General features: G+C 43.1%; 24 protein-coding genes and 1 pseudogene. 6 read left to right on the top strand and 19 right to left on the bottom strand.

All coding sequences use genetic code 11. The features are described 5' to 3' along the window. The 3 genes from MOB98_RS11620 to mnhG are packed head-to-tail and all read left to right on the top strand — an operon-like array spanning nucleotide 1 to nucleotide 1,119. Entirely contained in the window at nucleotides 1–477 is a 477-nt protein-coding gene (locus MOB98_RS11620) for a Na+/H+ antiporter subunit E (RefSeq protein ID WP_268359257.1), read from the top strand. Next, a complete protein-coding gene (locus MOB98_RS11615) occupies nucleotides 477–761 on the top strand; it encodes a Na(+)/H(+) antiporter subunit F1 (protein ID WP_268359256.1) in 285 nt (94 codons plus the stop codon). The genes MOB98_RS11620 and MOB98_RS11615 overlap by 1 nt, the downstream gene beginning before the upstream one ends. After that, complete coding sequence (gene mnhG / locus MOB98_RS11610) at nucleotides 745–1,119, top strand: monovalent cation/H(+) antiporter subunit G (RefSeq protein WP_129507721.1); 375 nt, start codon at nucleotides 745–747, stop codon at nucleotides 1,117–1,119. The genes MOB98_RS11615 and mnhG overlap by 17 nt, the downstream gene beginning before the upstream one ends. A gap of 38 nt (nucleotides 1,120–1,157) precedes the next feature. On the opposite strand, the gene MOB98_RS11605 is transcribed toward mnhG, so the two are convergent. The 6 genes from MOB98_RS11605 to degQ all read right to left on the bottom strand — a co-directional run bounded on the left by MOB98_RS11605 (nucleotide 1,158) and on the right by degQ (nucleotide 6,022). Beyond that, nucleotides 1,158–1,538: a hotdog fold thioesterase gene (locus MOB98_RS11605; protein ID WP_268359254.1), complete on the bottom strand. Its 381-nt coding sequence runs from the start codon at nucleotides 1,536–1,538 to the stop codon at nucleotides 1,158–1,160. A gap of 19 nt (nucleotides 1,539–1,557) precedes the next feature. Further along, a complete protein-coding gene (comA, locus tag MOB98_RS11600) occupies nucleotides 1,558–2,202 on the bottom strand; it encodes a two-component system response regulator ComA (protein ID WP_003220716.1) in 645 nt (214 codons plus the stop codon). A gap of 80 nt (nucleotides 2,203–2,282) precedes the next feature. Next, nucleotides 2,283–4,595 carry a histidine kinase gene (locus MOB98_RS11595; protein ID WP_268370866.1) on the bottom strand — a complete coding sequence of 771 codons (2,313 nt, stop codon included), beginning with the start codon at nucleotides 4,593–4,595 and terminating at the stop codon, nucleotides 2,283–2,285. A 15-nt stretch (nucleotides 4,596–4,610) separates the two neighbouring features. Further along, nucleotides 4,611–4,832, bottom strand: a complete 222-nt coding sequence (comX, locus tag MOB98_RS11590; protein ID WP_014114983.1) for a competence pheromone ComX — start codon at nucleotides 4,830–4,832, stop codon at nucleotides 4,611–4,613. Then, on the bottom strand, nucleotides 4,829–5,698 hold the full coding sequence (locus MOB98_RS11585) for a polyprenyl synthetase family protein (RefSeq protein ID WP_419901045.1): 870 nt from the start codon (nucleotides 5,696–5,698) through the stop codon (nucleotides 4,829–4,831). Before MOB98_RS11585 ends, comX begins: the two co-directional genes overlap by 4 nt. A gap of 183 nt (nucleotides 5,699–5,881) precedes the next feature. Then, entirely contained in the window at nucleotides 5,882–6,022 is a 141-nt protein-coding gene (gene degQ / locus MOB98_RS11580) for a degradation enzyme regulation protein DegQ (RefSeq protein WP_003220708.1), read from the bottom strand. Between the two features lie 224 nt (nucleotides 6,023–6,246). On the opposite strand from degQ, the pseudogene MOB98_RS11575 reads away from it, so the two are divergent. Next, nucleotides 6,247–6,369, top strand: a pseudogene (locus MOB98_RS11575) (hypothetical protein). Nucleotides 6,370–6,482: 113 nt separating this feature from the next. Further along, nucleotides 6,483–6,851 carry a hypothetical protein gene (locus MOB98_RS11570; RefSeq protein ID WP_268357990.1) on the top strand — a complete coding sequence of 123 codons (369 nt, stop codon included), beginning with the start codon at nucleotides 6,483–6,485 and terminating at the stop codon, nucleotides 6,849–6,851. Here MOB98_RS11570 and pdeH read toward each other — a convergent pair. The 7 genes from pdeH to MOB98_RS11535 all read right to left on the bottom strand — a co-directional run bounded on the left by pdeH (nucleotide 6,827) and on the right by MOB98_RS11535 (nucleotide 12,511). Beyond that, nucleotides 6,827–8,056, bottom strand: coding sequence for a cyclic di-GMP phosphodiesterase (pdeH, locus tag MOB98_RS11565; protein ID WP_268357991.1), 1,230 nt, complete (start codon nucleotides 8,054–8,056; stop codon nucleotides 6,827–6,829). The genes MOB98_RS11570 and pdeH overlap by 25 nt on opposite strands. A gap of 137 nt (nucleotides 8,057–8,193) precedes the next feature. Beyond that, nucleotides 8,194–9,666 carry a nicotinate phosphoribosyltransferase gene (locus MOB98_RS11560; RefSeq protein WP_268357993.1) on the bottom strand — a complete coding sequence of 491 codons (1,473 nt, stop codon included), beginning with the start codon at nucleotides 9,664–9,666 and terminating at the stop codon, nucleotides 8,194–8,196. A gap of 15 nt (nucleotides 9,667–9,681) precedes the next feature. Beyond that, on the bottom strand, nucleotides 9,682–10,233 hold the full coding sequence (locus tag MOB98_RS11555) for an isochorismatase family cysteine hydrolase (protein ID WP_268357994.1): 552 nt from the start codon (nucleotides 10,231–10,233) through the stop codon (nucleotides 9,682–9,684). A 96-nt stretch (nucleotides 10,234–10,329) separates the two neighbouring features. Beyond that, entirely contained in the window at nucleotides 10,330–10,728 is a 399-nt protein-coding gene (locus MOB98_RS11550; protein WP_268357997.1) for a YueI family protein, read from the bottom strand. Nucleotides 10,729–10,798: 70 nt separating this feature from the next. Continuing rightward, on the bottom strand, nucleotides 10,799–11,047 hold the full coding sequence (locus MOB98_RS11545) for a YueH family protein (RefSeq protein WP_268357999.1): 249 nt from the start codon (nucleotides 11,045–11,047) through the stop codon (nucleotides 10,799–10,801). A gap of 73 nt (nucleotides 11,048–11,120) precedes the next feature. After that, nucleotides 11,121–11,342: a spore germination protein gene (locus tag MOB98_RS11540; protein WP_268358000.1), complete on the bottom strand. Its 222-nt coding sequence runs from the start codon at nucleotides 11,340–11,342 to the stop codon at nucleotides 11,121–11,123. 59 nt (nucleotides 11,343–11,401) lie between these two features. Then, a complete protein-coding gene (locus MOB98_RS11535) occupies nucleotides 11,402–12,511 on the bottom strand; it encodes an AI-2E family transporter (protein ID WP_268358001.1) in 1,110 nt (369 codons plus the stop codon). Between the two features lie 114 nt (nucleotides 12,512–12,625). On the opposite strand from MOB98_RS11535, the gene MOB98_RS11530 reads away from it, so the two are divergent. After that, complete coding sequence (locus tag MOB98_RS11530) at nucleotides 12,626–13,015, top strand: DUF2283 domain-containing protein (protein ID WP_268358003.1); 390 nt, start codon at nucleotides 12,626–12,628, stop codon at nucleotides 13,013–13,015. Between the two features lie 40 nt (nucleotides 13,016–13,055). Here the strand turns inward: MOB98_RS11530 and MOB98_RS11525 are convergent, their stop codons facing one another. From MOB98_RS11525 to essC, 6 genes are all read right to left on the bottom strand, one after another. Beyond that, complete coding sequence (locus MOB98_RS11525) at nucleotides 13,056–13,292, bottom strand: YuzF family protein (RefSeq protein ID WP_010329921.1); 237 nt, start codon at nucleotides 13,290–13,292, stop codon at nucleotides 13,056–13,058. Nucleotides 13,293–13,482: 190 nt separating this feature from the next. Next, nucleotides 13,483–14,013: an HD domain-containing protein gene (locus tag MOB98_RS11520; protein ID WP_268358004.1), complete on the bottom strand. Its 531-nt coding sequence runs from the start codon at nucleotides 14,011–14,013 to the stop codon at nucleotides 13,483–13,485. A gap of 196 nt (nucleotides 14,014–14,209) precedes the next feature. Then, complete coding sequence (locus tag MOB98_RS11515; RefSeq protein WP_268358006.1) at nucleotides 14,210–14,941, bottom strand: (S)-benzoin forming benzil reductase; 732 nt, start codon at nucleotides 14,939–14,941, stop codon at nucleotides 14,210–14,212. A 63-nt stretch (nucleotides 14,942–15,004) separates the two neighbouring features. Continuing rightward, on the bottom strand, nucleotides 15,005–15,460 hold the full coding sequence (gene essA, locus MOB98_RS11510) for a type VII secretion protein EssA (protein WP_268358063.1): 456 nt from the start codon (nucleotides 15,458–15,460) through the stop codon (nucleotides 15,005–15,007). A gap of 31 nt (nucleotides 15,461–15,491) precedes the next feature. Next, nucleotides 15,492–18,722, bottom strand: a complete 3,231-nt coding sequence (gene esaA / locus MOB98_RS11505) for a type VII secretion protein EsaA (protein ID WP_268358008.1) — start codon at nucleotides 18,720–18,722, stop codon at nucleotides 15,492–15,494. Then, a complete protein-coding gene (gene essC / locus MOB98_RS11500; RefSeq protein ID WP_268358009.1) occupies nucleotides 18,719–23,206 on the bottom strand; it encodes a type VII secretion protein EssC in 4,488 nt (1,495 codons plus the stop codon). Before essC ends, esaA begins: the two co-directional genes overlap by 4 nt. Between the last annotated feature and the right edge of the window lie 51 nt (nucleotides 23,207–23,257).

The raw sequence follows: 23,257 nt of genomic DNA, 5'->3' as shown, positions 1-23,257 counted from the left end.
ATGGCTTTTCAAATGTTATTAAATGTGTTTCTCGCATTTTGCTGGATGTTTTTGAGCAATGATCCAAGCGCCGCAGGATTTATCACAGGCTATATGCTGGGAATGCTCTCTCTCTTTTTCTTCCGGCGCTTTTTTACCCGCCGGTTTTATCTATGGAAAATGTGTTCTATCATCAAACTCTTTTTGATTTTTCTAAAGGAACTGTACCTTGCCAATGTCAGTGTGATGAAAACAGTCCTATCGCCGAAACTGAATATCAGACCGGGCATTTTTGCTTTTAAAACAGAGCTCACGAAGGATTGGGAAATCACCCTGCTGTCACTGCTCATTACATTAACGCCGGGAACCCTGGTGATGGATATCTCCGATGACAGGACGATTCTTTATATTCACGCGATGGATATTGAGGATGCAGAAAAAGCCATTTTTGATATTCGAGAGTCATTTGAGAAAGCCATACAGGAGGTGAGCCGCTGATGTTTACGCTGATCTTGCAAATCGCGCTCGGCATTATGGCAGTGTCTACCCTTTTGTATGTCATTCGTGTTATCAAAGGGCCGACTGTGCCTGACCGGGTTGTGGCTCTGGATGCAATCGGCATCAATCTGATCGCGATCACGGCGCTTGTCTCCATTTTGCTGAAAACAAGTGCGTTTCTGGATATAATTTTGCTGCTGGGGATCTTATCGTTTATCGGAACAATCGCATTTTCCAAGTTTCTGGAGAAAGGAGAGATTATCGAAAATGATCGAGATCGCTAAAATCATCGTGGCAGTATTCATTTTGCTCGGCTCTCTTGTTTGCCTGGCCGCTTCATTTGGGACGCTGCGTCTTCCTGATATGTATACACGCTCACACGCTGCTTCTAAAGGGTCTACGTTAGGCGTTAATATGGTTCTGCTCGGTGTCTTCTTCTTTTTGTGGTTTATAACCGGGGAAATATCAGCTAAAATCCTGCTCGGGATTTTCTTTATCTTTATTACGTCGCCTGTCGGGGGACACTTGATCTGCCGTGCTGCGTACAACTCCGGCGTCAAGCTTGATGAAAGAAGTGTACAGGATGACTATAACGGGATCAGAAACTTTGTAATTAAACGAAAAGAGGATTCTTACTTATAAAAATAAGCAGCCGGACAGGCAGAGTTCCGGCTGTTTTTTTATTTTTTGATGACAGCCAGCGTACATCTGGATATACAGATCAGCCTCTCTTGCTCGTCATAAATGTGAATTTGATAGACAATGGTCGTTCTGCCTTTATGGACAGGCTCTGCTACTGCCTTTACCGTTCCTTCCTTTACGGATTTCAAATGATTGGCGTTAATCTCCAAACCGACACAAGCTTGTGTTGTGTGATCAATCAGATTTAGCGCACCTGCACTCGCTGCGGTCTCCGCCAGAGCAACTGAAGCGCCCCCATGCAAATATCCGAACGGCTGCACTGTCCGATGATCCACCGGCATGACCGCAACGCATCGTTCCGCTGTGCTTTCAACAATCTCAATTCCAAGCGCTTCAAGCAATGTGTGTTTCATATCCATCATATACAACTCCCTTTATTTAAAGTACACCGTCTGATTTTGCAATCAAAACCGCTTCCGTCCGGGAACCGACATTCAGCTTATTGAAAATCGATGTCAGGCTGTATTCAATGGACCGCTTGCTCAAATGAAGCGCATCTGCGATTTCTTGGTTTGTAAATCCCTTTTCAACTTCTTGAAGAATCAGGCATTCCCTAGGTGTGAGCACATCTTGTTCTTTTTGAGAGGAAGGAGCCGGCTTTGTTTTTTGCTGAGTCATCAGCTGTTTAAAATAAGCAAAATCGACTAAAATTTCTCCGTTGAGTACGTGGTATATGTATTGGGTGATCTTTTCTTTAGATTCCGTTTTGCTGATGGCACCGTGCAGACCCGCGCGAATCGCTTCCTCGAAATAATCCTCGACCTCATAACCGGTATACACGATAATTTTGCAATGAGGATTCTCTTGTAAAATCTGTTTAGAAAGCTCCATCCCATTGACTTCGCCGCCTAAATTCAAATCCATTAAAATGAGATCATATGACGAGAAATCATGCTGCTTGATAAACTGTTCGCTCGGTTCAGGACTGAGACAATCAACAGACAAATTCGAATCCGTTTCCAAAATTGTCTTGGTGCCTTCCATGACAGCCGGATGGTCATCAATCACTAGTATCTTTTTCATGTTTTCCTCCCTTTTACTCACTCTTTTCCATTTTATAAAAAAGACTTGGCCTGTGCCAAGTCGTTTACGTTATAAAACCATTACAATTCGATTTCAATATCAGCCTTAAAGCCCTTCCCTTCACTTGTTTCAATCCGAAGGCGCCCATCTAAAGCCCTGACTCTCTCCTTAATGCCAGAAAGCCCCATGCTCATGGAATGCTCACTAGTTTTTTCTTGATCAAACCCTACGCCATCGTCCTCATAATGAAGAACGATTTTGTTTTGAATGCTGATCAGCATAATCAGCACATCCGTCGCCTGAGAGTGCTTGACCGCATTAGACAGAAACTCTTGGATAATCCGGTACAAATTCAGCTGCGAATCCAAATCAAGCGACGCCGTAAATCTGCCGGTATTTAAACGGATATGAAACGGAACCCGCTCCTGCTGCTGCGCCACCAGCTTCGACAGCGCCTTCACCAATCCCAGATCATACAGAAGCTGCGGCCGCAGCTCATGACACGTCTCCCTCGTCATCGAAATCACATCAGACATCTGCTCATTCATCTGTACAAGCTTGTCCTGCACCTCTTCCCGGCACGGATTATCGTCCTTCTTAAAATCAGCCAAAAACAGCTCACACTGGCGTTTTAAGGAGATCAGATCCTGAAGAACGGAATCGTGGAGATCGCGAGCGAGGTCGGAACGTTGTTTTTCTTCGATCGTGTACATGAGTTTTTTGAGCCATACGGGGTTGGATTCTTGTTGTTTTAAATCCTCAAGATGCACCATCAATTCTTCGATTTTCATGACGTTTTCCAATGAGACATTTGTATAAAACGCTAACGTTTGAAGCCATGCAATTTCATCTCTTGTTAATTTAAAAGTATTATAACTTGAGAAACAGAGTACTAAAAATGATCTGTCTCCCCGTTCACCTATTTTAATAATAAAACCTTGTTTAAACTCTTTAATTTTACCGATATCACCAGAAAATTTTTTCACATATTGCTCATGACTTTTATAAGTCAGATCTTTACTGTTGTTCTTACTAAGGAGGGTGATTTCCCCTTTAGAATTATCATACACGCAAGCATTATCTATGTTTAATACTTCTAGGATTGTATTTTTAAAGTGATTAAGTACTTGATCTACCGATGATGCTTGCTTAATCAACTGAGTAAATTTAAAAATTCCATCTTGATAATTAAATTTCTCTGTGAATCTTTTCAACTTGAAACGAAAATCAATGATTTCTTTAAAGTAAAAGACAGCAAACATAAGCAAATATATTACAACTGTTAGTTTAACGGAGTAAAAGTTATCTTCTGGTTTTTGAATGTAATTAAATATGGTGACCACAATAACAGTCGGTGTAATGGCTAAAAATCCATAGTACTTAAGCCGTCCTACAACAAAGTCAATATTATAAAGTCTATTTGTCATAAATTGATACACTAAAGAAAAAGGTATAACAAGTGTAAAAGCTGCCAAACTAAAGGGTGAAAGATACTTATCAAACAACACATAAGGAATAACAAAAAAGATAATAAAGGGACTAAAAGCCAGGATATTTATATAAGCAAGAATTTTTAAAATTGACTTTTGCTCATTTTGTTTGATTTTTTTAATCCCTTGATGGATAAGAATAGATACAGTAAGGACAAGGATAAAAAAGGAAATCAAGTTCAAGTTAGACAAAAAAGCCGAAGAATTTAATCTATTACTCAAAACAGCTTCTAGTAACAGGTTTACAAGTGGAAGTATATACATAATAATTAAAATCTTCTTTTTGAATAACTTAGTGCCCAATTCCGCAAAGTATTTATATATGAAATGTATATATAAAATTGGACAACTTACTAAAGTAAGGACAAGCAGGTAAGTGCTGACCTCTTCACCTCTTCTTGCCCCGCAGGCACTTACATATGCTACTGATACAAATAACAAAAATAAGATTAAAACAAAAGCAGAAGGTGATTTTCTTACTTTATTTATTCTGTAAACAAAAAATATACAAAATAAACAGATTGAATAAGATATGAGTGGAATGAGATACATAAATAAATTTTCTTCACTTATTAGACTTACATTTTGTAAATGAAATGATTTATTATCTCTCTCAACTGTTAAACTTTCTACGTTAACCAATCTTCCGCTCTCTAATTGGATTTCGTTTCCTTTTTGCCCATTAACTTCAAGAATAATGTCACCTTTTTTTACACCTGAATAATATTCATCTGTATAATCCACAACTTTGGTAACCTCTAACTTACCCTGTTCATTAATCTTCACATCCGCACCTACAAAGATATTAAAAACAGAAATATAAGAGAGGTAGATAACATAAACAAAACTTAAAATGATAAAAGCTAGAGACAAGTATTTATAGAAGTTATTATTTCTGTGCATCTCATCATCCCATAATTAAATAAAACTTTTTCTTTTATCGTCCTCAAAAAAACTACTGATAGTTTCTATAGGAGGCCAATTGCTTGTTCTCGGTGCCTCTCCTTCTTCAAACGCATATAATATTGCTTTCTTTTCTTTTTCATTTATATTTAGCAAGGTTAAATTCCCATTCTTAAATTGATCAAAAGCTTCCGGATTGTTTACTAGATGGCTGATGATTTTATCGATATGTTTCAATTTATATTCCCCCTTAATAATTGATCAAGTAGTTGATTCTTTCTTTGTTCATCTAATCTCAGTTTTTTGAATGATTCTTTAAAATTTTCCAGTGCTATATTTTTAATAACATTTAAATATTGGATTACACCTGATTCTTGTAACTTCTTTTTCAATTCATCCATATTATTTATCTGATTATTTTCTTGCGCATAAAAATTTAATAAGTCAATCGATGATTGGTTATATTTATTTTTTAGATAGTAGAAGGCAAGATTGTGTCTAGTTTTTATGTCATTATTGTCAGGATAATATAGCCCATGGTGATCATTCGCAATTTGTTCGACTATACCCAAATAACGTGAATACTCCTCAACTGTTTCATTAAATTCTCCAGTTGCCAAATATACACCAAGAACACTAGGCAATGTTACAAGAGAACCTGACTTAAGTTTAATCATTTCAATATACTCTGATTCTGAAGAGACTGTTACATTTAAATCTGCATGTTGCCCTTGTAAAGATTGGAGTGAATATTGTAAAGTCAGACTTAAATGTTGCGGATTGTCAGAAACTAAACTTATCACTTGCAAACTTAATGTATAAAGTACAGTGGCTGCGTTAATCACTATCGAAGGATCTATTTTCATCCAAGAAGCCTGAAGATTGTCCTTATCCTCAATATCGTCAAAAATGTCAGCAGATAAAATTAAAAGTTCTATACCAGAAGCCAACAACTCAATTGCTGTAACATCTTTTCCGTCAAAAGCTATGTAATGGTGATACGCTAATTCTGCAAATGAAAATTGTTTTTTTTCTTCAATAAAAGATATAAGTTTTGTTTTTAAGTCTTCATTTAAAATATTTTCAACTACAATCTCCTTCATTTTCTCCTTGATTCGGACAGAATCTAAACATATCTGCTCAATAACGACTTCCCCCTCCCCTTCCATTTTACTAAATGGGACATTTAAAGGACAGCAGGTTTTTCGTTTTTTAACAATCATATAATACTTTATCCATTTATTGTACGGGAAGAACGAAAAAAAAGACTTGTTTCCAAGTCTTTTTCACGAAATTTTCATTGCATAATTGTATTTATCGAGCTGATCAATGCTTTTGTTAATGTTTCGTAATGAATCTGTCGTTTCTTTAATATCAAGTTCGAGTCGGAATAATAATTGTTTTACTTCTTCAAGTTTCTTTTCCATCGTTTCCACACTCCTTTTTTTGAAAGATCAATGAATTGTGTATGGTGAACGAGTCCTAGGTATTTGATCTGTTACTAATAGTGTATCTTCTTTCGGCTTATTTTTCACCGAAAAGTATGCAAAAAGATCCTGCGTGACACCGCAAATCTCAATAGGTCCTTATACTCAAAGGGATCACACCAAGAACGGGACTATATTTCTATGAAAGGGAGCGTTTATTTCGGCTGAAATTGAGAAAGATTCTTAATTCCCTTGATTTTATGGTGTTTCGCATTTTTACTTAGCAAGACTATAGTCCTTCGTCCCGTATTTTCAAAATTGAATATGCGATTCTTGGCGTATCCTGACCGACAAACACCGAAAAAGACCGCAACGCTAAAGTTGTGGCCTTTTCGCTTTGTCATATTCGGCTATTTGAGATCTATATATATAGAAACATCCTTTTGTGTGAGGTGCTCCCATGAGATATCGTTATCCTTGGTTTTACGCCTATCCGTATGAGATACGCCGCCCTCCTGCTCCCGCAGTCAATACAGATACCTTTATCCGCTCAGCACGGGAGGCAGCAGGGCTCTTCACCGATGCGCAGCTCGTTCTCAGCCGCATTGCGGGCTCGCGGGAGCTCTCGCGCCGCATCCTGACCGCAGCCGAGCAGTCAGATAAACCATCTGTAAAGCGCCTGGTCAAACAAATGGGCGTCCGGCATGAAGTGGATGCGGTCTTTAATCCCGACGGCATCTACATCAGCCTTATCGGAACGCAAAGCCGAATCATTCTTGCTTTGCGGTGGTCTGAAGACCGCAATTATTTTGCGTCCATAAGCTTATGACACCATTCCAGAGCCTCAAGATAACATTCGTACGCTTCTTCTTTGTCCAGTTCTTTGCCTAATTCTGTGCAAGTGTCCCAGTTGTTGCTTTCAATTAATTTCACAAGCTCAAGCATTTGATAGTAGTCGTTTTGATGGCCTAATAACGCTTGCCCGACTTCATCTATTAAAGGCAATTCTTGAATAATCTCCTCTATCTCTCTATGCAGCAGGGTGTCAATGAGTGAAAACATGCCAATCAGCATATAAGAGGCAGGCTGCGGCCGGGCAGTTTTTCTCGCCAGCAGTTCACAAAGCTTTGCTCTCATCAGAGAAATCTTAATGATTTCGTGCTTGCTGGAATTCCCTTTTCTGCTTAAATCCTTAAAGGAAAGAATGTAGATCCATCGTTTGATTTCATTAAATCCAAGCAGCATGATGGCCTGTTGAATGCTTTCAATTTTCTGGCTCAGCCGGCTGTGGGATGAGTTTAAAAATTTTAAGATTTGATAGGACAATGATAAATCCCGTTCTATGTACTCTGTCACACGTTTTATGTTGGGCTGCTCTTTGCTCAATTCGTTCAGCAGTTCATAGTAAGAATAGAAATGAGTCGACAGGTCATGCCCGCTGATGATGCGCGGTTCGCTGAAAAAGTAGCCCTGGAATAGATGAAAGCCGTCTTGGGCAGCCTGTTTATATTCTTTTCTGGTCTCTACTTTTTCCGCTAAAAAAATCAAGCCGCTGCAGCCGTAGGTTTGCAAAATTTTTCTGCGTTCCATTCGTGTTGTTTTGAGGAAATCAATTTTCAATATATCAATATAGCTCATGAGCTTTTCCAGTAAGTCTTCATTTTGCGGGTTTATTGCATAAAAATCATCGAGCGCCAGCATATACCCCATTTTTTTCAGCTCTTTGCATCTTGAGATGAGGGCCGGCGTGATCGGTATATCTTCAAGGATTTCAATGACAAGCTGTTTCGGATTGAAGGAGGTAGGAAGATTCGAAAACATCAGGCTTTCCGTGAAATTCACAAAACAGCGTTTCCCTTCCGTCAGCTTCTCAATTCCGATGTTTAAAAAGCTGTTGATCACCAAATCTGTTGTTGCCTGGTCGCCGTCTTTAGCGCTATACACATTCTCTTCGCTCTCTCTATACAGCAGTTCATAAGCAACAACCTGTTCTTTTCTATTAAAAATAGGCTGTCTTGCAACAAACACCCTCATTGGTTTATCCCCCTTACAATACGCGCGGCATTCACCCCTAAGTATATCAAATAATTTGACGAAAATTGTCTAAACATGAAAAATAATATAACCATAAAGAAAACTGGCCTCTGCGCGAACGAAAGGCCAGTTTTTCTTTATTCTTCCTCAAGCTCTTCTTCAATTCTGCTTTTCACTTCGTGGATCCGCTGCATTTTATTGCTCCAGCAGTCCTCGCTTAGATCAACCGGATATTCCTCCGGCTTGCTGATTCGCTTATATTCCTCCCACAGCTGGCTGAGATTATCCTGTACATACTGCTGTATGTCTGAGATCTCAGGGTTTTGGTAGCAAAGAATACCCTTTTCAAAAATCAGCTCATGAAGATCCTTCGCATAAAAATTCGTAACAAATTTGCTGATGAATGTATGAACCGGGTGGAACATTCTGAGCCGCTTCTGATCATTCACCTGCTCATCATAAAGCGCAATATAGTCGCCTTCAGAATGATGATTGGACTGATTGATAATGCGGTATACTTTCTTTCTGCCCGGCGTCGTTACTTTTTCAGGATTGGATGAAATTTTGATTGTATCGACCATTTTCCCGTTTTCTTCAATGGCAACGAGCTTATAAACCGCGCCGAGAGCCGGCTGGTCATAGGCTGTAATCAGCTTTGTGCCGACACCCCAGACATCAATGCGCGCTCCCTGGGCCTTTAAATTCATAATGGTATGCTCATCCAAATCGCTTGAAGCAATGACTTTCGCGTCTGTAAACCCTGCTTCATCGAGCATTTTCCGGGCTTTTTTAGACAGATAGGCCAAATCCCCGCTGTCCAGGCGGATGCCGATGAAGTTGATACGGTCTCCGAATTCCTTGGCAACCCGAATCGCATTCGGCATGCCTGAACGAAGCGTGTCATACGTGTCGACTAAGAAGACGCAATCCTTATGCGTTTCTGCGTATTTTTTGAAAGCTGTATATTCATCGCGGTAAGCCTGCACAAGTGCATGCGCATGTGTGCCGGATACCGGGATATTAAAGCGCTTTCCAGCTCTTACATTGCTTGTTGCGCTGAAGCCGCCGATTAATGCTGCTCTCGCTCCCCACATGGCCGCATCCATTTCATGCGCCCGTCTTGTTCCAAATTCAAGCGCAACTTCATCGCCGATGACGCCTTTAATCCGGGCCGCCTTTGTAGCGATTAATGTTTGGTAGTTCACAATGTTGAGCAAAGCCGTTTCAATCAGCTGCGCTTCTACTAGGGGGGCTTCCACCCTCATAATCGGCTCATTGTTAAAAACGAGCTCTCCTTCTTTCATGGAGTAAAGTGAACCTGTAAACGATAAACCGCGCAAATATTCAATAAAGTCTTCTTGATACCCGAGTTCATCCTGTAAATAAGTCAGATCGCTCTCCGTAAACTTGAAATTTTCCAGATACTCGATGGCTTTTTCTAAGCCCGCAAATACCGCATAGCCATTTTCAAATGGAAGCTTTCTGAAAAAAAGCTCAAAAATCGCTTTCTTTTCATGAATGCCGTCTCTCCAGTAAGTTTCTGCCATATTGATTTGATAAAGGTCTGTATGTAATGACAGGCTGTCATCTTTAAATCCGTACTCTAACACTGTTTTTCCCCTTCCTTACTCTGCCACTTGCGCTCCGATGCTGTTTGCAAAATGGGAAAGAGCCCACGTGTGCCCCTCCTGATTAAAGCTGGCAACAGCCTGTTTGTGCACAACAATCCGGTAGCCTTTGTTGTATGCGTCAACCGCTGTATGCAACACACAAATATCTGTGCAGACGCCGGCAAGATGCAGTTCGCCAATCTGCCGCTCTCTGAGTTTAAGCTCTAAATCAGTTCCCGCAAAAGCAGAATATCTTGTTTTTTCCATGTAGTATACATTTGGTTCATGTTCATGTTTCTGATATAGAGGCAAAAGCTTTCCGTACAGATCTTTTCCTTCCGTTCCTTTCAAATTATGCGGAGGAAAAAGACGGGTTTCAGGGTGATATTGATCCCCTTCCTCATGAGAATCTACTGCTAATACGACGTAATCACCGTTTGTGATGAATTCTTCAGTCAAATTGACGATCGCCTCTTCAATCCTTCTGCCGGGCTCCCCGCAGGTCAATTTTCCGTCACTCGCCACAAAATCATTCGTATAATCAATACAAATAAGTGCTTTTTTCATAGCCGGCCTCCCCGCCATCAGTATGAGAACATTATATCTTATCTCCAGTTGTAAGTGAATTGCCATGAATAAAAAGACAAACGGTCCGTTTGTCTCTTAAGGTTTCAGCACTGACCGGTTAAAAATGTCGTCCTGAATATATATCGATTCACGATTTACAGCGATGTCAGCAGCAATCACAAGGCCTAAAGGCGTATGAAACTGAAGATCAGATACGATCTTGAAGTGCACTCCGTTCCGGTTCGCCATTTGGATATAGGGAGAGTAAGACTGATACTGCAGCTCTCCATTAATCAAAAGAGTGATGTTTTTGCTGTTTTTGAGCGCATGCTCCGCTTCTTCATACGGCTTGTGTCTGAGCACCTGCCCTTTCGTCAGTGCCAAAACCACTCTTTCCCTTAATGAGCCTAAAAACAAATGGCGCTCGTCAGGCTTTGTCTCCAAGGGTCCATACATTCCTTGCTGCAAATAGAGATCCATTTTTTCATCACTCAAAGGCTCGTCCTCCCGTCTTGTTTGTCTTCATTATCACCTGTTCAGGCAGGAGCTAAACTTTCAAAGGCCGTTACATTTCTGTTACCCAATGAATGATTTTTTTGGCTAGCTCACCAGCCGGGCCTTCCTCTGTATGCCGGCGCAAAGAAGCTTCCAGCCGTTCAGGCAGAGATGCTTTATCTTCTTCATAAGAAATGATCGTGCTCCACTCCAGCTGCGGAACCGCTACAAGCGTGCGCAGTTCTTTTCTGTTTTCATGCAGATACACGTCCGTGATCATTCCGGTTTGCGTATTGATATTTGCTTTTCTGATTTTCATAAACATAACCTCACTATTTCAAGACTAACCATATTATACAATAAAAAAAGCAACAGCCTCTCTGAAAAGGCTGTTACCCGTTAAAGGACACTGTTTCATCAATGATATCAGCATCATTGAGGATGGTTTTACTGTGTTCATTATTGATCTTTATATAATCACCTAATTGAAACGCGCCCGATCCAGCGCCTGTGTGATCAACGCTCTTTGGTGAAATTGCAAACACATCTCCAAAGCTGGCCGCTGCATCACCTGATATGGACATAATATAAATCGGACCTACAATTGCAGGCATTTCCCCACCTCCGCATTGATTTACAGCATCATATGCAAAGAGGCGCAATTGGTGCCCGCCTATTCGGCAGGCTTTTCGTTTCCGTCAAGGCGTGACCGCTGGCGCAGCTTGATTAATCGGACAATATTCAGGAAGAAGGCCTTCAATACCGCGTAGGCTGGCACTGCTAAAATCATGCCGAGAATTCCGCCGAAGCTTCCTGCTCCGATCAGCAGCAAAATAATCGTAAGCGGGTGTGTATTCAGCCGCTTTCCGATTACGAGAGGAGACAGCAGGTTCCCGTCGAGCTGCTGAACGACGACAACCACAATAATCGCAAACAGCGCTTTGGCCGGTGAGTCCATAAAACCGACAATGACAGCCGGCGCAGCGCCGAGAAAAGGCCCGACATAAGGAATGATATTGGTAATCGCCATGACAATCCCGAGAATCAGGGCGTACGGGAGCCCGGCAATTAAGTAGCCGATAAAACACGCTGTTCCGACAAAAAGACAGATTAACAGCTGCCCCTGAAAATAAGCCGCAAGCGTATCGGATAAATCCTTGAAAATCTTTAAGCCTTCTGTCCGATAAGAAGCCGGAAGAATTTTCACCGCTAAGTGCGGAAAGCGGTGTCCGTCTTTCAGCATATAAAAAAGGATAAATGGAACAGTGATAATAACAAGCGTGATATTTGTCACGACGCCAAACACCGCAGATAAACTGGACGTGATATTTTGCGGCAGGTTTTGGAGAAAGCTAGTCAATGACTGTTCAATTTTTGATATCGATACATAATCCTGATTCATCATCCAGGTAAACCATTGAGAATGGGACAAATCTTTTGTCAGCGCCTGAATCTGTTTTATATAATCAGGAAGATTGTTAAACAGTCCGGTCACTTGCGATGTAATGACAGGTCCGACGGACGCTGAAACAAAGGCAAGCAAACCGATAAAGAGTAAATAGATCAATAGAATGGATAATGTCCGCGGAATTTTTTTCTCAAGCAGACGGACGACCGGATTAAAAATGAAATACAAAATCCCCGCAATCAGCATCGGGAAAAACAGTGTCGAGATAAAGACAATAAACGGCTGAAATACAAATGAAACTTTTGTTGCTACATAAATAATCAGCAAAACAAATAAAATCTGCAATGTCCAAAAATGGACTTTTGATTTCAACAAGCTTTGTTCCTCCTAGTTTTTCTTTGTCTGTCAGATAAAAGGACTTATACCCCATCATTGTAACAAAAATGAACTCATATCAGAACTCTTAATATAATGAAAGGAGTGTTGGTGATGAAGGCAGTGACATACGATACAGATTCAGAACTGGCTTATATCTATGTTCTTCCTCCGAAAAGGAACAGGAATATACGGTCTGAGGAGATTAAAGTCAATGATTGTATCCTGCTGGATATCGACCAAGACGGCAAAATTGCCGGATTCGAATGTTTTGGTGAGGCAGCACACCTCTGTGCCCCATTTACCGGGAAATCACAGTTGTATGTAAAAGATTCAGACGGTTATCATTTTCGTGTCCGTCAGCATGCTGCAGTCCGCTCCTGCTATACAGTGTACGGCGTCACTTTCTGTTTTTCAGATGGTGACTATCAGGAATTCGCCGGTTTTGACCTTGACGAAATGATGTATCGCAGTGTGTTTTTACAGCGCTTAACTGAAAAATAGGACGTCCTGGTGTACGCCTATTTTTCATGCGCAAGCACTGTTAGACCCGCTCACTGTAATCTGGGGTGACGGAAATCATGTGCTGGATTCTGATCAAACAAACAGAGTTTCGGGCTCCTTCAATTGTGATATGGTCAGGGTTGACATCGATCAGTCTGCCTCTGACCGTATCTCGTACTGTCTGTATAACGAACCTTGAGCCGATGAGCTTTTTAATGGTCTGATAGACATAAGGATCGACTAAAGAGACCAGTTGCGGACTACCTTGGTTGACCATACTTTTATCCCCTTTGTGTGTTTTCTCTCAGCTTATGCCGTAATTATGGATAATGACACAGGCTTCCCTGATAAAACGAGGGGGCGGGGACAGACTTTAGGAGAATATGTTTTGAAGCGGGTATTAGGAAATGGCCAAGAAGCGGAGACAGCGGAGAAAGCTGGACGCTGTTCCGGGTAAGCTGCGGGACTTATACGGGTTTTATCATGGAGCTCTGGGCTTGGTCGATTAATCGGTCCAGCTTTTCTATTTTTTTGCGTGCAGTCGAAGGATCAATTTGGCGGTAATGATGGTGGCCGCCCGGCTCTTCATCAAGTTCGTCCGCTTTTTTGACAATCTGCTGCAGCGTGTTTTTATCTAATTCGCCTTCAGGCAAATAGGAATCGGTATGAAGCAAAATGGCAAGGGCAATCTCTTTGGCCGCTTTCGGTTCCTCGCCAAGCCGAATCAAAAGCTTATGTGCCCGTTCCGCCCCTTTGATGGCATGAATGTCATTTCTTTTGTATTTCTCATAATCCCATTTTCCGTCTGTATACCATTCATAATGGCCAATGTCATGCAGCAGTGCCGCTTTGGCAGCTAAATCAGGGTTGATGTCAGCCTTTACAGACATCCTGTATGCATGATAAGCGCAGGCAATCGCATGTGCCACACCTGAACGCTGTAGATACTTTTGTGCAATTGGATGGGTGAAAACATCCATTAATGTAACCTTTCTCATGGAAACCCCTCCTTTAGATATTTTTAGCATCCTAACATAATTTGCAGAGAAACTCAATTCTTATGTCACATCATTTTATCTTCATATCATCATTGTTATACCCTAAAAGCAGAGTTTCAGTCAGTATATGCGGCTGTTCAATAAAATGCGCAGGCTGTTGCCTTTTTTATAAAAAAAAGAGCAGAAAATATCTGCTCTACAAAAACTCTTTTATATCATAAATGCGGCCGTTTTCCGTGCCTGTTTCTAATAAAGAAAGCAATGTGCCGGCAATAAAGGCCGGACTGCGAAGGCTTCCTGTTTCATTTAATGTCCGGAATCGTTCAATGTCGTGGAAATCCTTTTTCGATGAAGAACGGATGACGGCTTGCATCTCAGTGTCCATAACACCCGGTGAGAAAGAAATCATGTTCACCGGCAGTTCTTCGTCCTCCTGTTCAAATCCGAAAGTCCTCGTAAACATGTCGAGCCCGGCTTTTGAGCTGCAATACGCGCTCCATCCCTTGTATGGGTTTTTGGCGGCGCCTGACGTAATATTGACAACCGTTTTTTTGCCGCTGTATGAAGCCAACCGTTTTGTAAACAGCTGACTCAAAAGCACGGGTGCTGTCAGGTTCAGCTGATAATGGCGCTGCAGTTCATCAAGAGATGCTTCACCGGCGCGTTTGATCGGCGTTACCATTCCGGCATTATTGATTAGGGTAATACCCGAGTAACGTTCCGGATTGATGGATGAAAGCAATGTTTCAAATTGCTGTTCAGCTTCTTCAAGATTGATGAGGTCTATCTGATGCTGCGTCAGTTTTTCATGAGAGACATCAGCCTTTGTTCTGGATAAGGCATGGACTTCATGGCCTTTCTCTAAAGCCTGCCATGCAATGGCTTCACCCAGTCCTTTTGACGCTCCGGTGATGATAAAAAGTTCCATTGGAAACCTCCTCCTTCCGTTATTATTGTACGTACCGCTTACACTCAATACAAGCACGGGAGCCTATGCCTTTTTGTTCTCCTGCGCTGTGACTTTTGGGATGAGGAACACAATGCCTGCAATTCCGAGCAGGATCAGCACGACATAAATCATCGGGAGCAGCAGTGAAGATGTTTCTTGTTCTTCCTCTGTTTCCGTTGAGGATGCCTTTGTCATTGGTTTTTCAGCAAAGGTAATTCCGAGCTGTTTCGATTGGAAGGTAATCGTGTTGGATTCCTCGGGATCCGTTGATGTAAACAAATCTTTTATCAGCTCGGCATCCTCATCCTTCGGCTTATCAAAGGTAATATCCTTTTGTTCCTCAGGCAGTTCTGTTTTCTCCTCATAGTAGGTATCTTCATGCAAATAATTCGTATCGATTTCAATGTCTTTTTTCTCATATTGGTTTGGCGCGACATCTGTAGTGTCTTCGGTTTCGGCAGCGGCGGCAGAGGGTATGAAAAGGGAAAAGGAGAGCATACAAATCATGATCCCCTTTTCCATGCTGCGATTACGCTTCATACGTTTCATCGCTTTCTGCTGTTTTTTCTGCCATCAGCCGGATAATAAGCGGCAGAGCCGCGGCTATCACCGTAATGATCAGCAGAACCGATATTCCCATTGCAAACAAATGCCCAGTGCCATACTGGATGTCGATATATACTTTCGATACCGGATCTTCAAATGTAAAGTTCGGCATAATCAAATCAATAAGCGGCGCGACGTAGAATAGAATCATGGCCGCTGAAGCAGCCCATCCAGGGATCGATCCGAACCTGAATGCTGTCCGGATGAAGGCAGAGCTTGCGACCAGCAATAGAATCGTAAACACCGACCACTTAATCGTCTGATCGTCCGGCAGTGAATAAATATTCAAACCGAACAAGCTGATCATCAATCCGACAAGGATATTCAGAATTCCGAATAGCGCTCCTTTGACGAGAAGCGGCGCATTTTGGTAATAGGAGCTGAAATAGCCGATTAACAGACTGCTGATCAACACAATAACAAGGATGACGACCGGCGGCACCGTCTGAATTTTTTCTTCTGGAACCTCTCCGCTGATTTTAAGCGGATTCGCCAAGTAATCATATACATAGCCGTTGTTCTGTCCGTCTACTAATGTATTTCCGAGTATGCCGTATACGTCCTTGCGCACGAGTTTCGTGGCAGCGACATTTTTCCCCCAGTTGTTGTTTAAGGTGTCGGCTTTCGTTTGAACATCATTGACGCTTTGCTGCATGTTGGTCGTGTATTCAATAATGCCTGACTGGCGATCAGACAATGAACCCATCATGTCCGACATTTGCAGCACTTCTTGGCCTACCGTATCTTGAACACTAAGCGCCATAGTGCCAGACAGCCCGTCGTTGCTGAACGTCGCAGCTTCTTGCGTGGTGCCCGTTACTAGCTGTTCTGACGCTTTTGCGGCACTTTCAGAGATTTTTGTCAGCTCGTCGAGAACACCTGCTTGAGAGTCACGGATAAAGCCGCTGTAATCGTCCGCAAATTTGGTCATGCCGTCGATGAAGCTATTGATGTCTTCATCAGTTTTCATTGTGTTGTTTTTGAGATCTTCCCAGCTGGAAGATTCTGCCGGCGAGAGAGCCAGGACTGATTTGACCTTGCCCTGCTGGCCTTCAATAGCGTTGGCTTTTGCAGTGCTGTCTATCGTTCCGGATAGCACTGAATCATACACAGATAGGTATTTATAGTATCTCATTAAAGCGGAGATGCTTTCTGTATTGATTTCTCCTGGGAATTGGAGCTGATCTTTATTTTCCAGCTCGCGAATCGCCCTGTAAATCCCTTCAAACTCTTGCTTTCGTTTCGCTTCAAGATTTTCAAGCTTCGTTTCGAGCTTTTTCACTTGGTCTTTCAAATCATCAATTTCATTATTAAGGCCATCCATTTGCTCTTTTAGTTCTTCTAGCTTCTTTTTGAGCTCTTCATTATGGGCAGTTTCTTTTTCCTTGAGCTCTTCTTCAATTTGCTTGATTCGCTCAGACGCTTTGCTGAGCTGTTCTTTTGCTTTGGCGATATCAGAAATGTCGTCGTTTCCTGGTTGATCTTGGTCCCCAGGCTCCGTCGTATCTCCGCCGCTGCCGGTATCTCCAGAATCTCCGGTTCCGTCTTCATTTGCCAGCTTGATCAATTGAAGGGCTGAGTCAGATGAAGCAGTCTGTTCAGCAGATGTGCCCGTTTCGGATTGTCCGCTGTCTGACTTACCATTAGAGGCCTCGCCGTTCGGTTCCTGACCATCTGTTCCCTGCTGGTCTTGATCGCCTTCTGTTTGTCCGTCATTCCCGGTATCACTATCGGTATCACCGTTTCCGGTATCTCCCTTTGTATCATCGGGATCTGTGTTACTTCCGTCATTAGGATTTTCAGGGTTGTCGGTGGAAGGCTCGTCTGTTCCCGGATTTTCAGTTCCCGGGTCCTCTTGCTTCGGCTCCTCTTTTTCAGGTTCCTTCAGATTGTCTGAAATGTCCTGAATATCCGCGGCGATGTTTTTCAGTTCTTCACGCTGTTTTTCAAGATCAATTTTCAGTTCCTCAGGGTCCTCTTCTTTCGGGTTTTTTCCTTTATCATCCGAACCATTATCTCCATCAGGCTTCGGTTCGGCTTTCGCAACAGTGAGCGCCTCGCGCGCTTCAACTAGCCGTTCGTACACCTGGTTTAGTGCAGCCTGTTTTGATGCGGCCTGATATTGATCAATTAGATTACTTTGGATATTCGCCATGCCAAGTTCCTGCTTTGGCACTTGACCCTCCCTAAGCTGCTGGGCATCTGTCAACACTGTACTTGTTTGTGCAAGCTGTGACTTCGCTTGGCTGATCCCAGTTGCCAATCCGCTCATGCGTTCGCTGAACTGATTCGCCTTTTGCTGTGCTTGGATGGCATCCAGACCTGTGTGGATTTGCTGCTGTGTTGAATCCTGGGCTGCCAAAAGCAGCTTTTTCTGGTTTTCTTGGTATTCTTTGTATCTTTCAACTGTATCAATGAATTCTTTCAGCGTGTTTTTGGCTTCCTCCGCTGTGGAAGCTTTTTCTTTTGTCGTGCCCTGCGCTTCGTTCATTGATTTCTTCAGCTCGTCGATTAAGTCTTTTTGCTGTTTGATTTCACCGGCTAAATCATTAGAGCTTGGTTTGTAAAAGTTGTACATGACATTCTGGAATTCAGATTCTTTATTGACGATGTTGTCAAATTCTCCTCTAATGTTGTCCACCTTTTGTGAAACAAAGTTCCAGTATAATGCCGACATTTTTTTGTTCATTGTCTTTTGGGCATCCTCAAGCTCACGCTGCACTTTTTCTTTGTTGACGGCATTCAGGTTATCTTGAATGCTGAATTCGAGCGTTGCTTTTTGAGGATGGTCCTTGTCATAGCTTAAAATGTTTTTTGAGAAATCGGAGGGAATATAGACGATCGCATCATATTTCTTTGATGCGAGACCACTTTCAGCCGCGCTTCGGTTTACGACCGTCCATGAATAATCGGGACGTTCACCCAGAACGGCCGCAACTTCCTTGCCGAACTGGGCGGATTTGTCCTCTTCATCAGACTTCACCTCATCACTCAATACGCCTGTGTCTTCATTCACCACCGCAATTTGCCGCGTAGAATTGACTGCTTTTTTTGTCGGATCGTCTCCGATAAAACGGAAAAACAAAACCGGCAGCAGCAAAATGATGATGACGGCGGATATTAACTTAATCAAGTTTTTTCGTTGTTCTGTCATCTAGCACTCTCCCTTTCAGCAGAACATAAAGGAATTTGAACTTTTTGCTCCTTCCCGTTTTCCACAATATATCCGAAGCCCGGCTGAATCTCCGGCTCCTGTCTTTGGTACGGGAGAGGAATGACATTTTGCTCAGATTTTTTCATCAGCAGAATCGCGTGGCGGATCTGCTTCATCTCTGTCGTCAAGGAGTCATAGCCTTTTGAGAATTCGCTGTGGTTTCCGCCCGGGATAAAGCTGAAGCCAAGATGCGCATATGATTTCATGAAGTTTGCAAGACGGTCTTGTATTCTCGTATCAATCGTCTGCTGGAATCTTGTAATCCCGTCAATCATCAGCACCACTTGAGAGAATCGCAGATTTTGCGCGTCTCCCTGGCGGACAGCTTCTACATACATGGCTTCTCTTGTTTTGAAAATGTCTTCTGCTGTTTCGATCCACTGCTCTATATCTTCTTTCGTTTCCAAGTATGAGACGTCTGATTCCTTCGCATATTGGGACAAGCCGCGGTCAATCGAGTCAAACAGGCCGATCATTTCGGTGTCATCATCAATCAGGTGTTCAAGCATTACTTTTATGACGTTCGTTTTTCCGCGCTGGGTCTGGCCTAAAATCAGGCAGTGCTTATGCTTGCCCAAATCAAAATAGACTGGGCTGACTGTTTCTTCATGAAGCCCGATCGGTACAGATAAAGGCTTGCGTTCCAGCTTGAAGCGGAGTGAAAATTCTCTCGTCGACAGGCTCTCAGGCAGCATCGGAATCGGCGCCGGCTGCTCCATTGAAGCAAAGCGATCCTGAAGTTTCTGGACGTCTGCTTTCAGCCCGTTGAACATGCCGATATCATCATCGGCGTCAACAGGCAGGAACATTTGCGCGAAATAAAGCTCTTCCTTTTGAATGATGACGCGACCCGGAATCGGTTCGAGATTGAACTTCGGCCGTCCGTAAATGGAATATCCCTCGGATTGATCCATGAGATAATGGACTACCTTTGTTTTCAGGTTATTTAACAATGACTGGCGGACAGCATTCACACGCGTTGCTGTCAGCATGAAGTAGATACCCAAACTCTGTCCGTCTCTGGAAAGCTGGACAAATTCCGATTCAAGCTCATGCATCTCGTCCTTGACAATGTCAAAGTTGTCGATGGTGATGAAAAGGAACGGAAGCTCTTCTTCGCTCAGCGCATTATACATTTTGATGTGGCTGATTTCTTTTTCCCGGAACAGACGCTTACGGCGGTCAATTTCTTCTTTGATTCGAATCATGAACTTTTCAATTTTTCTTGACTGATCCATCAGGAAGTAATCCGCGGTGTGCGGGAGCTTCGCTAATGGAAGCAGCGTTCCGTTTCCGAAATCAAAGATATAGACATGAAGCTCTTCAGGTGTGTATACGTCCGCAAAGCTCATCAGGAATGTTGCGGCTGCAATTGATTTTCCGTAGCCGGAAGAGCCGAATATACCGATATTTCCGTCTTCCATCATCTTATAAGCAATCGGCGCCTGTCTTTGCAGATCAGGTTCATCGACATACGCGAAGTGGAAATGGTCTTTTTCGTCTGAAGGGAAGAGAGTGCGCGGGATACGTTCCGCAAGCGGCGGCAGCCAAGGGCTTGGCAGCTTCTCAATTCCCATTTCATCTTGGATGCGTTCGATTTCGTCAACTACAGCTTCGATTTCTGTTTGAACGTCTTTTTTCGCAATATCTTCGGTATCCACTTCAGAAAGCGGGATCAGGCCCGTATCCGTGACGATCGCGATTTCATCCTCAGTTCCGTAGACTTCCTCTAAGTAAGGCGCCCCGCTCCAGGCGGATTGGAACAGCTCATATACTTCATTGTTGCCGACCTGCAAATAACCGCGTCCTGTCACGGTAATGTTTGCGGCATCGCTGTTTTTCAAAATTTCTTTACTGTCGGTAGCATCCTGAACCTTCAGCGCTACTTTAAAGCGCGAGTTACTCCAGATCTGGTCGTCGATGATGCCGCCCGGCTTCTGTGTCGCCAAAATCAAATGCACGCCGAGGCTTCGCCCGATACGCGCTGCACTGACAAGCTCCCTGATAAAATCAGGCTCCTCGCTTTTCAGCTCGGCGAATTCATCAGAAATTAAGAACAAGTGAGGCATTGCGACTTCTGCTTTCCCCTGCTTGTACAGCTTTGTATAGTCATTGATGTGATTGACTTGATACTGGTCAAACAGGCGCTGCCTTTTTTTCAGCTCGCTTTTAATGGAAGCAAGCGCCCGCATACTGAAGTTTTTGCTGCCTTCAATATTTGTGATCGTGCCGAGCAGGTGGGGAATATTGCGAAATGGCTGCGCCATCCCTCCGCCCTTATAGTCAATTAATAAGAAAGCTGCTTCATGCGGGTGAAAATGCACCGCAAGTGACAAAATGTAGGTTTGGAGAAATTCACTCTTCCCTGACCCCGTTGTTCCTGCAAGCAGCCCGTGCGGACCGTGGGCTTTTTCGTGAAGGTTTAGATACACAATGTCATCTTTCCCTTTATAGCCGATCGGCACAGACAGCGACTTCGACGATTCACTCGTGAGCCATCTTTGCTGAATGCCGATTTCTTTTACTTCCTTCGCATGGAAGAGCTCCAGGAACGATACCGTTTCCGGAATGGAATTCGTAATGCCGACCTGGTGATTCAGCGTCCGCAGCGTCCGTGAGAATCGTTCGTTGTCCCCTCGCTGATGGTGATCGAGGCGGAACGGAATTCTGACCGCTTTTTTCTTTTGGATTAAAATGTCGCCTTCATGCTCATTGATGTAGCGGACAAGTGTTGTAATGTTTTCCGACAAGCTTTCCTTTGTTTCTGCAGCGACAATTGTAGAGATGCCCAGATGCTCATGCTGTCCCTCTAAATATTCGAGAATGACGTGTTCTGAGATCAGCTGCTGATTCGTGATGACAAATACAAAATGCGGTTTGAACTGCAGTTTTTCTTTGTCATCTTCGAGATCGCGCTCTCTGATCAATTCGTAAAGTGAAGACAGGAGCTGATCTCTGGTTTGCTCATTATAAATAAATCCTTTTGCATAAATATGGGGCATTTGAAATTGCGGCAGCCATTTCATCCACTCCCAGTCTTTATACTCTTCTTCATGAAAAATAAATACAAAACGCAAATCGTGATAGCTGTTGAAGAACGACAGCTGTCCGATCAGCTGGTGAATCTCATTTTTTACAATTTGCGATTTACCGACGAGCCCCATCGGGCCTTCCGCCAAATCGACCGTAACCGGCGCATTGCGGATGTCCTTATAGACACGCTGCATATGCTGCGATTTCTCCATAAGGTCATCGATATCACGATTGGCTAAGTCTCCGCCGCTCATATTGATTTCATAGCTTGAAGGGACTGTTCCCGTCCCCAGACGCAGCTGGAGATAATCCTTGCTTTCAAGTGACTTTTCCCAGATTCGGTCACTGATTTCACTAGTTAAGTATTTCATTTGTTCAAATGAAGGGAAATGAAATTCAAGAACCTGCTTTTGCTTTTCAGCAAGCGCCTGAAGCTCTTTCCGCTTATTGTCCAGGTAAAGCTTATACACGCGCTCCCGTTTTTCCTCGCGTTTTTTCCGCTGGTTTTTATCCCGGAAATATTGCACTGTCGAGGTAATGAGGGTCATCATAAACATCGCCAGAGAAACGAGTATGAATATGCCTCGCGGCTGAATGATGGCGACAACGCCCATCACGATCAGCATCACAAGCGGAGGCAGAATGACGAGCCACAGCCCTCTGTTGGTTTGATCGCTCTCCTGAGAGGGAAAACTGAAAGAAACGCGGTCATCCGGCAGATCGTATACCATACGAGGCGTTCTTCTGTACTGCGGATATTTTTTCTGCATCTCTGTGCTAGGTTTGACCGTTTCTGTTAATGATGTTTCAAATGAGGGGAAATGAACAATTTCTAAAAGGTCTTGGTCTGTCACTCTCATTTGCGTAAAGTTCCAGAATATTTCATCCCCCGGCTGTAGCCTTGTATTGTCGGTGATCCTCTCTCCGTTCAAAAAGATTGTCCCGCTTTCAGGCTGAACCAACCAGCTTCCGCCGACGCGAAGCAAAGAAAACGTGCTTTGTGTTGCAAAAGCAAAATCTTGCGGATTTAGATAAATATCTGCATTCGTTTTTTCAGAAGAACATACAATTTCATCTCGATTTCCCATAAAATAAACGGATTTCTCAGGCTCACTGCCCGTCAATATCAAGCGTACATCCTGATCGTCCGTTTGGAGAGAAAAGGATGTATCGGGCTCAATCGTACCGAGACAATCATTTCCCAGGAAAACTTCGTATTGGCCGCCGGAATCCTTTCTTTGAAGAGAAATCACTCCGTTCTTAAACGGAATGGTGCCGATCGTAACGGAATCCTTCACGTCAGGCCCTATGGTCACCGGATGGGACGATGGGAGGTCAGACAGTTTCAGTTTTTGAACGTTATTTTGGTAAAAAACCCATAATAGACTCAAATGGCGAACCCCCTAACGGCCAAATGGCAGCATGCGATGACCTGTGTTTCA

Origin of the sequence: Bacillus sp. N13C7, from assembly GCF_026790065.1 — a bacterium.
In the GTDB taxonomy this organism is placed as follows: domain Bacteria; phylum Bacillota; class Bacilli; order Bacillales; family Bacillaceae; genus Bacillus.
The sequence above is the reverse complement of the archived record's forward strand: the minus strand, read 5'-3'. Positions and strand labels throughout refer to the sequence as shown.

What these genes read in the sequence shown, in the direction of transcription:
- MOB98_RS11620 (WP_268359257.1), top strand. Translation starts at nt 1, where the DNA reads ATGGCTTTTCAAATGTTATTAAATGTGTTTCTCGCATTTTGCTGGATG.
- MOB98_RS11615 (WP_268359256.1), top strand. Translation starts at nt 477, where the DNA reads ATGTTTACGCTGATCTTGCAAATCGCGCTCGGCATTATGGCAGTGTCT.
- mnhG (WP_129507721.1), top strand. Translation starts at nt 745, where the DNA reads ATGATCGAGATCGCTAAAATCATCGTGGCAGTATTCATTTTGCTCGGC.
- MOB98_RS11605 (WP_268359254.1), bottom strand. Translation starts at nt 1,538, where the DNA reads ATGGATATGAAACACACATTGCTTGAAGCGCTTGGAATTGAGATTGTT.
- comA (WP_003220716.1), bottom strand. Translation starts at nt 2,202, where the DNA reads ATGAAAAAGATACTAGTGATTGATGACCATCCGGCTGTCATGGAAGGC.
- MOB98_RS11595 (WP_268370866.1), bottom strand. Translation starts at nt 4,595, where the DNA reads ATGCACAGAAATAATAACTTCTATAAATACTTGTCTCTAGCTTTTATC.
- MOB98_RS11585 (WP_419901045.1), bottom strand. Translation starts at nt 5,698, where the DNA reads ATGAAGGAGATTGTAGTTGAAAATATTTTAAATGAAGACTTAAAAACA.
- degQ (WP_003220708.1), bottom strand. Translation starts at nt 6,022, where the DNA reads ATGGAAAAGAAACTTGAAGAAGTAAAACAATTATTATTCCGACTCGAA.
- MOB98_RS11570 (WP_268357990.1), top strand. Translation starts at nt 6,483, where the DNA reads ATGAGATATCGTTATCCTTGGTTTTACGCCTATCCGTATGAGATACGC.
- pdeH (WP_268357991.1), bottom strand. Translation starts at nt 8,056, where the DNA reads ATGAGGGTGTTTGTTGCAAGACAGCCTATTTTTAATAGAAAAGAACAG.
- MOB98_RS11555 (WP_268357994.1), bottom strand. Translation starts at nt 10,233, where the DNA reads ATGAAAAAAGCACTTATTTGTATTGATTATACGAATGATTTTGTGGCG.
- MOB98_RS11545 (WP_268357999.1), bottom strand. Translation starts at nt 11,047, where the DNA reads ATGAAAATCAGAAAAGCAAATATCAATACGCAAACCGGAATGATCACG.
- MOB98_RS11540 (WP_268358000.1), bottom strand. Translation starts at nt 11,342, where the DNA reads ATGCCTGCAATTGTAGGTCCGATTTATATTATGTCCATATCAGGTGAT.
- MOB98_RS11530 (WP_268358003.1), top strand. Translation starts at nt 12,626, where the DNA reads ATGAAGGCAGTGACATACGATACAGATTCAGAACTGGCTTATATCTAT.
- MOB98_RS11525 (WP_010329921.1), bottom strand. Translation starts at nt 13,292, where the DNA reads ATGGTCAACCAAGGTAGTCCGCAACTGGTCTCTTTAGTCGATCCTTAT.
- MOB98_RS11520 (WP_268358004.1), bottom strand. Translation starts at nt 14,013, where the DNA reads ATGAGAAAGGTTACATTAATGGATGTTTTCACCCATCCAATTGCACAA.
- MOB98_RS11515 (WP_268358006.1), bottom strand. Translation starts at nt 14,941, where the DNA reads ATGGAACTTTTTATCATCACCGGAGCGTCAAAAGGACTGGGTGAAGCC.
- essA (WP_268358063.1), bottom strand. Translation starts at nt 15,460, where the DNA reads ATGCTCTCCTTTTCCCTTTTCATACCCTCTGCCGCCGCTGCCGAAACC.
- esaA (WP_268358008.1), bottom strand. Translation starts at nt 18,722, where the DNA reads ATGACAGAACAACGAAAAAACTTGATTAAGTTAATATCCGCCGTCATC.